The sequence below is a fragment of the Sphingomonas sp. CFBP9019 genome, assembly GCF_034045155.1.
GTDB classification, from domain to species: Bacteria; Pseudomonadota; Alphaproteobacteria; order Sphingomonadales; family Sphingomonadaceae; genus Sphingomonas; species Sphingomonas aerolata.
Window position 1 is genome coordinate 208,184 of the sequence record NZ_JAXCWK010000001.1, and the last position, 13,003, is coordinate 221,186.

Genomic DNA, 13,003 nt, shown 5'->3' on the forward strand with positions numbered 1-13,003 from the left:
TCGGCCCGGCTCCACGGCTACGAAGCCGGAAAAATCTGAACATCGTCGAAGCGAAGCCCCGCACGAGCGCCACGCTCGGGCAAGCGACCGCTCGTGTCGATCTCGACGGCGATGTCGTCGACACGCGCCTCGACGCGCCACGTACCACCCCGCTTGTGCACGGCGCCGACGACGATCGACAGCGCACCGGGATCGTCATCCCCCAATAGCGCCTCGTGCGGGCGGAAGTGCAGTTCGGCCGGTCCGTTGGCGAGCGCCTTCGGAGAAACGTCGAGCGCCTGTCCGTGATGCAGGACGCGGCCATCGACGACCGTCACCGGGATACGGTTGGTCTCCCCGACGAATTCGGAGACGAACGGCGTGGCGGGCATGTCATAGACTTCGCGCGGGGTCCCGATCTGTTCGATGACACCGCGGTTCATGATGACGACGCGGTCGGCAAGCTCGAGCGCCTCCTCCTGGTCATGCGTGACGAACACCGAGGTCAGGCCAAGCCGGTCGTGCAGCTCGCGCAGCCAGCGGCGCAGGTCCTTGCGGACCTTGGCATCGAGCGCGCCAAAGGGTTCGTCGAGCAGCAGCAGGCGGGGCTCGACTGCGAGCGCCCGCGCCAGCGCGACACGCTGGCGCTGACCGCCCGAGAGTTGTGCTGGATAGCGATGGCCAAGATCGGGCAGCTGGATCAGGTCGAGCAGTTCGGTGACGCGCGCGCGGATGTCTGCCTTTGCCGGGCGATCGCGGCGGGCACGGACGGTCAGGCCGAACGCGATGTTGTCGGCGACGGTCATGTGACGGAACAGCGCGTAGTTCTGGAACACGAAGCCGATCTGGCGTTCGGCAGCGGGCGTCCCGGTCATGTCGGCGCCGTCGAACAGGACATGGCCGCTATCGGGGAAGTCGAGCCCCGCGATCATGCGGAGCAGCGTCGTCTTGCCCGAGCCTGACGGGCCCAGCAGCGCGAGGAACTCGCCCGGACGCGCTTCCAGGCTGACGTCGTTCAGCGCGGCGAACTGGCCGAACCGCTTAGATACGGCGTCGATGACGATACTCAATGCGCACTCCTTGCCTGATGATAGCCGAACCGCCATTCGAGCAGGCTCTTCAACACGAGCGTGACGAGCGCGAGCGACGCGAGCAGCGATGCCACCGCAAACGCGCCGACGAAGTCATATTCGTTGTACAGGATCTCGACGTGGAGCGGCATGGTGTTGGTCAGGCCGCGGATATGGCCCGACACCACCGACACCGCGCCGAATTCGCCCATCGCACGCGCGTTGCAGAGCAGCACGCCGTAGAGCAGGCCCCAGCGGATATTGGGCAGGGTGACATGCCAGAAGGTCTGCCACCCCGACGCGCCGAGCGACACCGCGGCCTCTTCGTCGTCGCGACCCTGCTCGGCCATCAGCGGGATGATCTCGCGCGCGACGAACGGAAAGGTGACGAACACGGTGGCGAGCACGATGCCCGGCACCGCGAAGATGACCTTCCAGTTGTGCGCGATCAGCCACGGCCCGAACCAGCCCTGAGCGCCGAACATCAGTACGAAGATGAGGCCGGCGACGACGGGCGACACCGAGAAGGGCAGGTCGATGAGCGAGATCAGCAGGCTTTTCCCACGGAAGTCGAACTTGGTGATCGCCCAGGACGCGACGACGCCGAACACGCAGTTGAGCGGCACCGAAATCGCCGCGACCAGCAGGGTCAGCCGGATCGCCGCACGCGCGTCGGGCTGGCCGATTGCGTCGACGAACATCGGCCAGCCCTTGGCAAAGGCCTGAACGAACACGACGACGAGCGGCAGCGCGAGGAAGAGTGCGAGGAAGAGGAGACCGACGCCGATCAGGATCCGCCGGGCGACGGGGCTTTCGCTGGACGCGGCGCGGGTCATTTCGCGCTCCGCTTCGTACGCCACGCCTGGAGCAGATTGACCAGCAGCAGCATCGAGAAGGAGGCGACCAGCATGACGCACGCGATCGCGGTCGCGCCGGGATAGTCGAACTGTTCGAGCTGGGTGACGATCAGCAACGGCGCGATCTCCGACTTGTACGGCATGTTGCCCGCGATGAAGATGACCGAGCCATATTCGCCGACGCCGCGCGCGAAGGCGAGCGCGAAGCCGGTCAGGAGCGCGGGTGCGATGGCGGGCAGGATGACCTGGCTGAACGTCTGCCACCGGGTTGCCCCGAGCGTCGCTGCGGCTTCCTCGACATCGGCGCCGAGGTCGGCGAGCACGGGCTGGACCGAGCGCACGATGAACGGCAGGCCGATGAAGATGAGCGCGACGACGACGCCGAGCGGGGTGTAGGCGACGCGGATGCCGAGCGGTGCGAGCAGCGACCCGATCCAGCCGTTTTCGGCATAGAGCGACACCAGCGCGATGCCCGCGACCGCGGTCGGCAGCGCAAAGGGCAGGTCGACCGCGGCGTCGACGAACTTCTTGCCCGGAAACTCATAGCGCGCGAGGATCCAGGCGATCAGCAGGCCGAACACCGCGTTGACCGACGCGGCCAGCAGCGCGGTACCGAAGCTGAGCTTGTAGGCGGACAGCGCGCGCGCCGAGAGCCCGACCGCGACGAACCCGTCCCAGCCAAGCCCCGCCGCGCGCAGGAAGATCGTCGACAGCGGGATGAGCACGATCAGGCATAGCCAGACGATCGTCAGCCCCATCGTCAGCCCGAACCCGGGAATGACCGACCGTCGCGCGCGGCGAGCGCGGCCGGGCCTGGCGCCGAGGCGCGCGACGTCAGCCACCGACGAGGATCCGAACGATCGCATTCCCGATCAGCGCTTCGGACCCGAATAGATCCGGTCGAACACGCCGCCGTCTGCAAAGAAGCGGGCCTGCGCAACCTTCCATCCACCGAAATCGCGAATGGTGCGCATCTCGATCTTCGGGAACAACGTCGCATAGCGCGCCAGCACCGCAGGATCGCGGGGGCGATAATAGTTCTTGGCGACGATGTCCTGGCCCTCGGGCGTGTAGAGGAACCGGAGATAGGCCTCAGCGACCTTCTCGGTACCGTGCGCCTTGGCATTGGCGTCGACGACCGCGACCGATGGCTCGGCGAGCACCGAGATCGACGGCACGACGATGTCGAACTTGCCGCTGCCGAGTTCCTTTTCGGACAGGAACGCCTCGTTCTCCCAGGCGATCAGCACGTCGCCGAGCCCGCGCTCGACGAAGGTGGTGGTGGCGCCGCGTGCGCCCGAATCGAGGACCGGGACATGGCCGTAGAGCTGCGAGACATAGGCCTGCGCGGCGGCGTCGGATCCGCCCCCGGCCTTCTTCCCATAGGCCCAGGCCGCGAGGAAGTTCCAGCGTGCACCGCCGCTGGTCTTGGGGTTGGGCGTGATCACCTGGACGCCGGGTTTGACCAGATCGCTCCAGTCGCGAATCTGCTTGGGATTGCCCTTGCGGACCAGGAACACGATCGTCGACGTATAGGGCGCGCTGTTGTCGGGCAGGCGCGTTTCCCAGTTGGCGGGCAGCAGCTTCGCACGCTCGGCAATCGCATCGACGTCATAGGCGAGCGCCAGCGTGACGACGTCGGCGCCCAGGCCGTCGATCACCGCGCGCGACTGCTTGCCCGATCCGCCATGGCTCATGTTGAACCGCACCGTCTGGCCGGTGTCCTGCTTCCACTTGGCGGCGAACGCGGTGTTCACCGCCTTGTAGAGTTCGCGGGTCGGATCGTAGCTGACGTTGAGCAACTCGACCGATCCGTCCTTGCCCGTGCTCGAGGGCGACGAGCAGCCCGCGACGATCGCAGCAAGCGCCAGGCCGATATGCGTGCGGTTCAGTCTCATCCAGTCCCTCCGGTTCGCGTAATCCCTATCGCGTCGGTAGTGGTGGGGAATAGCCGCAAAGCTTGGCCATGCCAAAGCCTGGGTATCCGGCAGGCGTCACATCTGCAGCGGATCGGCATAGCCGGTGAGCTCGAGATAGCCGCTGCCGCCCGCCGTGCGGACCGCGCCTTCCCAGTAGACGGGCATGCCGCTGCGGCGGGCATCGAGCTCCTGATCGGCGAACAGCGGATCGAGGCGGAAGCGGCGGACCCCTTCGGGGAGGCGAATGGTGAGGCGTTGCGTCACGGGGTAGAGCGCCCCGGTGCGCGGCGAGCGCCACTGGCGGAGCGGATCGAACCGGACGTCGGCGGGCGCGAACCGGACGACGCGACCATCCGCACGCCGCAGCGATCCACCCGCCCAGAGCGGCTTGCCGTCGCGGCCACGAATGCGGAACGCCATCAGCGCCCCCCCGTCATCGAGATTGAGCCCGGTCCAGTCCCAGCCTACCGCGCCGCCGCCCAGATAGTCCGACGACCATTCCCGGTCGAGCCACGCCTGTCCGGTAACGCGTTGCGGTGTGCCGTTCCGCACCAGCTGCCCCGCCACCGCGAGATGCGGGATCGAGTAATAATAGCTCGCCTGTTCGGGCCGCGGACCCTTCTGGCTGTACCCCGCGTTCCCCTGGAGCAGGGGCGGCTGGCGCGGTGTCAGCGTCAGCGTCAGCGCGAAATCGCCGGTGGTAACGGTGGTCGTGAACCGGCCGTCGGGTCGCCTGCGGATATGCCAGTCCTTGAGTGTGACGTCGGTATCGCCGATGCGTGCCTGGGCCAGGCCGAACCCCGCCCGTGCCGCCCGCTCCCCGTGCAGAAGATGGCCGAGCTTCGGGTCGGAGAGCGCTGCGTGCGCGAACAGGATCTGCTTGGGGGCAAAGCGGCTGGGGTTCGCCGCGTCGGTGCCCGGGGTGGTCCGGAAGAAGGTGATCTGGAAGCCGAGGTTGCGACCCTCCTGCGTCTTCAGCAGACCGGTGACATACCACCATTCGGTGCGGAAGGCCGGATGCGCGCCGTGTTCGCGCGGGAAGGTGAAGGAGGCGCCGGGACGGACGACGGGATAGCCGGTCGCGGCCGGCGTCGCGGCGGTCAGCGCCAGCGCTGCAAACGTAAACACGGGGCGCATCACCAGTCCTCCCTGACCATGCGGACCGCATCGGCGGCGATCGCGCGCCGGCCGGCAAGCACCGCGGTACCCGCCGCCGCAACGATCAGCGCAAGTGCTACTCCGCCGACGCTACCCCAGGGTATGCGCGTTGCCATCGTCCAGTTGAACGACTGCGGATTGATCACATGGACAAGCACCTGTGCCATCACCCCACCGAGCGTGATCCCGGCAATGCCGCCGACGAGACCGAGCAACGCCCCCTCGGTCGCCAGCATCGCGACGATCTGCCGCTTTGCGACGCCGATATGGCGGAGCATCCCGAATTCGCGTGTGCGGGCGATCGTCTGCGCGGACATGGTCGCGGCGACGCCGGCCAGCCCGACAAGGATCGCGACCCCCTCGAGCAGATAGGTGACGGCGAAACTGCGATCGAAGAGTTCGAGGGCATAGCGGCGCAGGGTGGCCGGGCGCGCGATCGAGACGAGGCCGGCGAGCGCCGGGGGCGCCGCCGCGGTCAGCGCGCGCTCGACGGTGCGGGGATCCGCGCCGCGGGCAAGCGTGATCGCCGCCTCGGTCCGCGTGCGGTCGCCGGTGGCGCGCGTATAGTCGGTGTCGCGGACGATGATCGCGCCCTGCTGGCGGGCATAGTCGCGCCAGATCCCTGCGACGACGTACCGGCCCGCGATCGGCAACGTGACGCTGTCGCCGACCGACCAGCCATAGAGCCGCGCTGCGGGTTCCGAAATCCAGATCGGCGCGGTGTCGGCGGGGCGGGCGCGTCCGCTTTCGAGGAGTACGAGGCTCGGGTCGGGGCCATCGGTTTCAACCGGACGTGCGATCAGCGAGACGGGTGGCCGGTCCGCCGCGAGCGTCAGCGGGATCTGCCGGCTATACGCGATCGCTGCGATGCCGGGCACTGTGCGCAACCGGGCCTGCGCCGTGGGATCGAGCCCGGTGCCACCCTCGACCCGGAGATAAAGATCGTCCGAAAGGACCTGACCCAGCCATTCATCGACCGCGCCGCGAAAGCTGGTGACCATCACCGCCATCGCGATCATCAGCGCGGTGCTCGCGACGATCCCGCACAGCGCGGTGGCGGCCTGGGCGGGGGCACCGTGGAGGTGGCGGATGGCGAGGTCGACGGGGACGGACCGCCCGGAACCGCGGCTGAGCGGCGCGAGCAGCGTGCGCGCGAGCCAGGGCATGCCGGCGATGCCGCCTGCCAGGATCAGCGCCATGCTCGCAAACCCGAACAGGGGCAGGCCGCCGATCGCCGGGAGCAACGCCGCGCCACCGCCGAGCAGCATCAGGATGGCGGCGGGGCGGACGGGCATGGGAGTCCGGGGGTCGATCACGTCGCCGGCGTTGCGCAGCGCCGCGGCGGGGGCGGCCCGCGCCGCGATCCGCGCCGGCAGGACGCTGCCCGCGACCGCGGCCAGCAGGCCGAGCGCGAAAAAGCCGATCGCGGCGGCGGGCGCGAAGGCCAGCCGGACGCGGCCATCGGCGAAATAGCCTGCGCCAAGGTCCGCGCCGAACCGGGCGAGCGCGGCATAGGCCAGCGCATAGCCGAGCAGCAGACCGAGCGCGGCGCCGATCACGCCGATCGCCAGCCCCTCCAGCGCGACGGTCGCGACGATTCCGTTGCGCGGCAGGCCGAGCGTGCGGACGAGCGCAAAGGCCCGCAGCCGGCGGGCCACCGACAGCGACTGCGCGGAAAAGACGAGGAACCCGCCGGTCAGCAATGCGACCAGCGCGAGCATGTCGAGATTGACGCGGTATGCGCGTGACAGCGCGTCGCTGCGGGTCGCATCACTGGCGTCGCTGCCGATCGTCGCGTCGCGCGGAAGGATGGTGGCGAGGCGTGGAGGGGCGGCGCCGTCCTGCTGCTTCACGTCGATCCGGTCGAGGCGGCCGAGCCGGTCGAAGCGCCACTGCGCCGCGGCGATGTCGATCACGCCGATCGCCTCGCCCTCGGCTAGGCCCGGCAACCGGCCTGCGACGCGCATCGTGGCGGTTCGTCCGTTCGCGGTGACGACGAGCATCGCGCCGGGACGGGTATTCACGTTGCGCATCGCCGCGGCGGACAGATAGAGCGCGGCGTCGTCGAACGCCGCGTCGCCCCGCCGGTCGATGCCGGCGGGAGCGACGCCGACCAGCGACGGCGTGACCTGCGCCGCGCGGATCACGTCGAGGCCGAGCAGGGTGACGGGCCGCCTCCCGATCGTCGCGCGCAGGATGACGACCGGGCTCGCGTCCGCGACGCCGGCCGCGGTCGCGACCCTCGGATAGAGCGCCTCGTCGAAGCCGAGCGGGCTGGTCGCGTTGACCTGAAGATCCGCGCTGCCCTTGACGGTGCGCAATGCGCCTTCGAACGACGACAGCGCCGATCCGTTGACGAGGTGGACCGCGAAGCCGAGCGCGACACCGATGGCGATCGCGATCGCGGTCAGGGCAAGCCGCGCGGGATGGGCGCGCCACTCGCCACCGATCATCCAGCCCAGCGCGAGCCGCGCCGACAGGATGCTCATCGCGTGCGTTCCAGCCCGTTTGCGGTCAGCGTCAGAACATCGTCGGCGATCGCGGCGGCCGCCGCCGAATGGGTGACGATGATCGCGGCAACGCCCTGTTCGCGAACCGCGTCGGAAAACAGCGTCAGGATCTTCGCGGCGGTGTCGGGGTCGAGATTGCCGGTCGGTTCGTCCGCGAGGATCAGCGCGGGACGGTGGACGAGCGCGCGCGCGATCGCGACGCGCTGCAATTCGCCGCCCGACAGGTCGCGGGCATAGCCGTCGCCGCGGGTGCCGAGCCCGACCCGCGCGAGCATCGCCTGTGCCTGGTCGGCGATCGCGCGACGGTCGGTCGACACGAGCGCGAGCGGAAGCGCGACGTTCTGGCGCAGGGTCAGATAGGGCAGGACATGAAAGGCCTGGAACACGAACCCGATCCGCGTCGCGCGCAGCCGCGTCAGCGCGGCCTCGTCGAGCGTGTCGAGGATCGTGTCCTCGATCGCGACATGCCCCGCGTCTGGCGCGTCGAGACCGGCCAGGATGTTGAGTAGCGTCGATTTGCCGACGCCGCTTTCGCCGACGATCGCGATCAGCTGGCCGGCACGTGCGGTCAGGTCGAGCCCGCCGAAGAGCTGGCGGCCGCCTGGGACCGACTTTTCGAGCGCGGTGACGCGGAGCAGGGCGCGGTCTTGCATCTGGGGCTCATGCCACGGCGCGCAGCCGGGGGACAGCGCGGCGGTGTTGCCATGGGTTGTCTTGGGGGCTGGTTTTAGTGGGAGCGTGGCTGCGAAGGGGTGAGCTTTGGGTTGGCCGATACCGCGTGCTCCCGCGGCGCCCTTAATAGCGCCTCCCCGGCGGAGGCCGGGGTCCAGTTGGAGAGGTGGGAGTAACGAAAGGCGACGCCTGCCATAACCGTCCCCCAACTGGGCCCCGGCCTTCGCCGGGGAGGTGTCTTTGGGTAGGCATGCGCGTCTTTACTGGGCGTTGGAACAGACCAGCGCCGCGGCGAAGCCGCGGCGTCGGACGGGGCTTTTGGCCCCGCCGGCCAGGCCTGACGCTGGTCCGCGCCGGGGCTTGTGCTCCGGCTTGGGCGTCAGGCCGCGAACTGGTTCATCGTGTTGTGGACGCCGCCGGCCTTCAGCGCCGCCTCGCCCGCGAAATACTCCTTGTGATCGTCGCCGAGATCGGAGCCCGACATGTTCTGGTGCTTCACACAGGCGATGCCCTCGCGGATTTCCTTGCGCTGGACGCCCTTCACATAGCCGAGCATCCCTGCATCGCCGAAATACTCCTTGGCGAGATTGTCGGTCGAGAGTGCCGCGGTGTGATAGGTCGGCAGCGTGATCAGGTGATGGAAGATGCCGGCGCGCTTTGCCGAATCCGCCTGGAAGGTGCGGATGCGCTCGTCCGCCTCGTCGCCGAGCGGCGTGCCGTCATAGTCGACACTCATCAGGCGCGTCCGGTCATAGGCCGACACGTCGCGGCCGGCTTCGCTCCACGCATCGAACACCTGCTGGCGGAAGTTCAACGTCCAGTTGAAGCTGGGCGAGTTGTTGTAGACGAGCTTCGCATTTGGCACGACCTCACGGATGCGGTCGACCATGCCGGCAATCTGCTCGATGTGCGGCTTCTCGGTCTCGATCCAGAGCAGGTCGGCGCCGTTCTGCAGGCTTGCGATACAGTCCATCACGCAGCGATCCTCGCCGCTGCCGGCGCGGAACTGGAACAGGTTGGATGGCAGGCGCTTCGGGCGGAGCAGCTTGCCGTCGCGGTTGAGGATCACGTCGCCATTCTGCGCGGTCGCGGGGTCGATCTCCTCGCAATCGAGATACGAGTTGTACTGGTCACCGAGATCGCCGGACGTCTTGCTGACCGCGATCTGCTTGGTGAGGCCAGCGCCGAGCGAGTCGGTGCGCGTGACGATGATGCCGTCCTCGACGCCGAGCTCGAGGAAGGCGTAGCGGCAGGCACGGACCTTGGCGAGAAAGTCCTCGTGCGGGACGGTGACCTTGCCGTCCTGATGCCCGCACTGCTTCTCGTCGCTGACCTGGTTCTCGATCTGGAGTGCGCAGGCCCCCGCCTCGATCATCTTGCGCGCGAGCAGGTATGTCGCCTCGGCATTGCCGAAGCCTGCGTCGATATCGGCGATGACGGGGACGACGTGCGTCTGGTGGTTCTCGATCGCGTTGAGCAGGCGCTTCTCCTCGATCGCGTTGCCCGCCGCGCGTGCCGTATCGACGTCGCGGAACAGCATGCCAAGCTCGCGCGCATCGGCCTGACGCAGGAAGGTGTAGAGTTCCTCGATCAGCGCAGGGACGCTCGTCTTCTCGTGCATCGACTGGTCGGGAAGGGGACCGAATTCGCTGCGGAGCGCGGCGACCATCCAGCCCGAGAGGTATAGGTAGCGCCGGTCCGTCGTGCCGAAATGCTTCTTGATGCTGATCATCTTCTGCTGCGCGATGAATCCGTGCCAGCAGCCGAGCGATTGCGTGTAGTTTGATGGATCGGCGTCATAGGCAGCCATGTCGCGGCGCATGATCCCCGCGGTGTAGCGGGCGATGTCGAGACCCGAGCGGAAGCGGTTCTGTGCGCGCATCCGGGCGACCGATTCGGCGGAAATTCCGTCCCAGGTGCCGTTCCGTGCGGCGATCAGCTGGTCGATCTGGGTAAGGTCGGTCTGGAAGGTCATGCTGCATCCTCGTTCCGCGTTTGATGACGGATCGGTACACAACTTGACAACAAATCGCCCGGGGCTAGGCGGCAGCTACAGCGTCGCGCTGTCAAACTCTTGCGCGCGCCTAAGTCTTGTTGTCACGTTTGTGACAGCGCGCAGTCATGCCGTGGCGGTCCGGGATGCCTCAACGTCTTGCAGTGCCGGGTCGAGCAGGCCCTGCCGCTTGGCGACGATCGTCGGGACGAGCGCCTGCCCGGCGACGTTGACCGCGGTTCGGCCCATGTCGAGGATCGGGTCGATCGCGAGCAGCAGGCCTGCGCCCTCGAGCGGGAGGCCGAGCGTCGACAGCGTGAGCGTCAGCATGACGACCGCGCCGGTCAGCCCTGCGGTGGCGGAGGACCCGAGCACCGACACGAGCACGATCAGCACATAGTCGGCGGCATGCAGCGGAATGCCGTAATATTGGGCGACGAAGATCGCCGAGACCGCAGGATAGATCGCGGCGCACCCGTCCATCTTGGTCGTGGCAGCGAGCGGCACGGCGAAGGCGGCATAGGTGCGGGGGACGCCGAGCCCACGTTCGACGACGTCCTCGGTCACCGGCAGCGCGGCGATCGACGAGCGCGACACGAAGCCGAGCTGGATCGCGGGCCAGGCGGCGGCGAAGAACCGCCGCGGGCTGAGCCCGTTGGCGAGCAGGAGCAGCGGGTAGACGACGAAAAGCACGATCGCGAGTCCGGCATAGACCGCGATGCTGAACGCGCCGAGCGCCGACAGCGATTGCCAGCCATAGCGGACGATCGCGTTGCCGAGCAGCGCCCCCGTACCGATCGGCGTCAACCGTATCACCCAGCGCAGGATGCGGCGGAAAAGCGCGAGCGCCGATGCGTTGAAGGCGAGGAACGGCGCGCCCGCATCGCCGATCCGGACCGCGGCAATCCCGATCGTGATCGCGATGACGATGATCTGCAGGACGTTGAACGACAGCGCGGTCCGCGCGGTGTCTTCGTTCAGCTTGGTCGACGCCTCGAGCCCGAGGATATTGGCGGGGACGAGCCCACGCAGGAAGTCGAGCCACGACCCGGCGGTCGTCGGCGCGACCGCGCTGGCGGCACTGACCCCCGCGGTCACGCCGGGCTGGATCACCAGCGCGAGGACGATGCCGATCGACACCGCGATCAGCGCGGTGATCGCGAACCAGGCGAGCGTGCTGATGACCAGCCGGCGTGCATTGTCGAGATCGCGCAGCGCGGCGATCGACGCGATGATCGCCGTGAAGACGAGCGGGACGACAAGCGTCTTGAGCAACTGCACGAAGATCTCGCCAACGATGCGCAGCGTCTCAGCAAGGCCCGATCCCACGCCGGTCCCGCGCGCGACGAAGCCGAGCGCGAGCCCGGCGATCATCCCGATCAGAACCTGTAATCCGAACGATCGCCGTAATGTCTGCATGGCCGCTGTCCCGTATGAACCGGACGAAATACAGCTTCTGCATGGTGCGGTGCAACGAAGACGCTGTCCGTGCCGGGATAGCCGAGCTTGTCGGTCGAACGGCTCGTCAATCAGCGGATGATCGGGAATTCCTCGCGGAACCGGTCGACGAGTGTCTCGATCCGGTCGATGTCCTCGGCGCTGCCCGAGGGCGTGACCGACCAGTTGCAATGCGCGTGCGTGGCGGTGGAATAGACCCGGACCTCGCCGACCGCCATGCGCCAGCGACGCCGGTCGCCGAGATGGTCGCGGGTCAGAACGGTCACGAGCCGGTCGCGCAATTCGCTGGCAGTCAGCATCGGGGTCCGAAGCGGGTCATGGGGTAGGGCAGGTGAAGCAGCATGGCACGGGCGATACCGCGCCCGTCGCGTCGTGGCACCCCCCAAAGGGCTATCAGGTCGGATCGCTTTCCTCGGAGATCGAAACGACCGGCAGCGGGGCGCCACCGCCGAGAACCGGGCCAGCATGTGCCGAACCGATATGGATGCGGACGCCCGACGCCAGATGCACGCGTGGTATGGCGGCGGACGACTCCGGCGGTGTCGACAGCGCAGTCTCCACCCCCGGCATGGTCCGGCCGCGATGGACAGTGACGCCGGATCCCGCCGTACCGGGTTCGGTGGAGGCGGACGGGGACGCGGCGAGGATCGTATCGGGCGCAGCAACGCGCGTCGGTTCGACGCCCGCATAGGTCTGGCGGAAGCTCAGCGCGCGCTCCATCGCGCCGCGCCAGCGATAGAAGATATGGGCGCCGACCGCGCCGACCCGGCTGAGGCTGGGCGCCCACCAGGGCAGGATCGAGGCGGCGTGGTAGGAGGTCGACGCGCCGACCGGGGCGAAGACGCTGCCGTCGAACGCGGCGCGCGCGACCGATGCAGCCCTTGCCCAGGCGGCACCGTCGCGGGGGTGGTTCATCGAACCGTCGCAGGTGAAGCTGAACTGGCAGCCGGTGCGCCGTGTCGACCCCTGATAGACGACCCCGCAGACGCTGTGCGGAAAGGCACGGTCGCGCACGCGGTTGAGCACGACCTGTGCGACCGCGCGCTGGCCATCGGTCGGTTCGGATCGCGCCTCGTAATAGACCGCGGCGGTCAGGCAGGCGATCGCGCGCTGGCGGTCGTCGTCACTTTGCGCGGCGCCGGGAAAAGCGGGCGCGGCGGCGAGGGTGCGCGGGGTGTCGTCGGTGGAGGCTGCAGAGCCGGCAAAAGCGCGGTCGAGCGGTTCGGCGGGCGCCTCGAGCGCGAGCCCGGCGAGCAGGTTGCGCGCTTCTGCTGCGTCACGGACAGGGACGTCCGCAAGCGGTCCAGCCACGCGCGTCGACGGGGGAACGCACGAGGTACTGGCGGCGATCGCGGCGAAACCGAGCACTGTTCTCTTGAGCATGGGG

The 13,003-nt window shown here is 68.4% G+C and carries 11 protein-coding genes; all 11 read right to left on the minus strand.

Features of this window, described 5'->3' with window-relative positions:
* Nucleotides 1-17: 17 nt before the first annotated feature.
* A complete protein-coding gene (locus SOM18_RS00850; protein ID WP_031439244.1) occupies nucleotides 18-1,049 on the minus strand; it encodes a sulfate/molybdate ABC transporter ATP-binding protein in 1,032 nt (343 codons plus the stop codon).
* Complete coding sequence (gene cysW, locus SOM18_RS00855) at nucleotides 1,046-1,885, minus strand: sulfate ABC transporter permease subunit CysW (RefSeq protein ID WP_031395573.1); 840 nt, start codon at nucleotides 1,883-1,885, stop codon at nucleotides 1,046-1,048. The genes SOM18_RS00850 and cysW overlap by 4 nt, the downstream gene beginning before the upstream one ends.
* Complete coding sequence (gene cysT / locus SOM18_RS00860) at nucleotides 1,882-2,748, minus strand: sulfate ABC transporter permease subunit CysT (protein WP_042466400.1); 867 nt, start codon at nucleotides 2,746-2,748, stop codon at nucleotides 1,882-1,884. The genes cysW and cysT overlap by 4 nt, the downstream gene beginning before the upstream one ends.
* A 30-nt stretch (nucleotides 2,749-2,778) precedes the next feature.
* Entirely contained in the window at nucleotides 2,779-3,804 is a 1,026-nt protein-coding gene (locus SOM18_RS00865; RefSeq protein ID WP_031439241.1) for a sulfate ABC transporter substrate-binding protein, read from the minus strand.
* Between the two features lie 96 nt (nucleotides 3,805-3,900).
* Nucleotides 3,901-4,962 carry a lipocalin-like domain-containing protein gene (locus SOM18_RS00870; protein WP_037527959.1) on the minus strand — a complete coding sequence of 354 codons (1,062 nt, stop codon included), beginning with the start codon at nucleotides 4,960-4,962 and terminating at the stop codon, nucleotides 3,901-3,903.
* The gene (locus SOM18_RS00875; protein ID WP_320481159.1) at nucleotides 4,962-7,472 is read right to left on the minus strand and encodes an FtsX-like permease family protein; all 2,511 of its coding nucleotides are present in this window, start codon (nucleotides 7,470-7,472) and stop codon (nucleotides 4,962-4,964) included. Before SOM18_RS00875 ends, SOM18_RS00870 begins: the two co-directional genes overlap by 1 nt.
* The gene (locus tag SOM18_RS00880; RefSeq protein WP_031439484.1) at nucleotides 7,469-8,146 is read right to left on the minus strand and encodes an ABC transporter ATP-binding protein; all 678 of its coding nucleotides are present in this window, start codon (nucleotides 8,144-8,146) and stop codon (nucleotides 7,469-7,471) included. The genes SOM18_RS00875 and SOM18_RS00880 overlap by 4 nt, the downstream gene beginning before the upstream one ends.
* Before the next feature lie 398 nt (nucleotides 8,147-8,544).
* A complete protein-coding gene (locus tag SOM18_RS00885) occupies nucleotides 8,545-10,140 on the minus strand; it encodes an isocitrate lyase (RefSeq protein WP_031439483.1) in 1,596 nt (531 codons plus the stop codon).
* A 144-nt stretch (nucleotides 10,141-10,284) separates the two neighbouring features.
* Nucleotides 10,285-11,577 (minus strand): dicarboxylate/amino acid:cation symporter, encoded by a 1,293-nt coding sequence (locus SOM18_RS00890; protein ID WP_320481160.1) that lies wholly within the window; start codon nucleotides 11,575-11,577, stop codon nucleotides 10,285-10,287.
* Nucleotides 11,578-11,687: 110 nt separating this feature from the next.
* Nucleotides 11,688-11,915, minus strand: a complete 228-nt coding sequence (locus SOM18_RS00895; RefSeq protein ID WP_052380834.1) for a hypothetical protein — start codon at nucleotides 11,913-11,915, stop codon at nucleotides 11,688-11,690.
* Between the two features lie 94 nt (nucleotides 11,916-12,009).
* Nucleotides 12,010-12,999 (minus strand): cell wall hydrolase, encoded by a 990-nt coding sequence (locus SOM18_RS00900; protein WP_081874118.1) that lies wholly within the window; start codon nucleotides 12,997-12,999, stop codon nucleotides 12,010-12,012.
* Nucleotides 13,000-13,003: the final 4 nt, after the last annotated feature.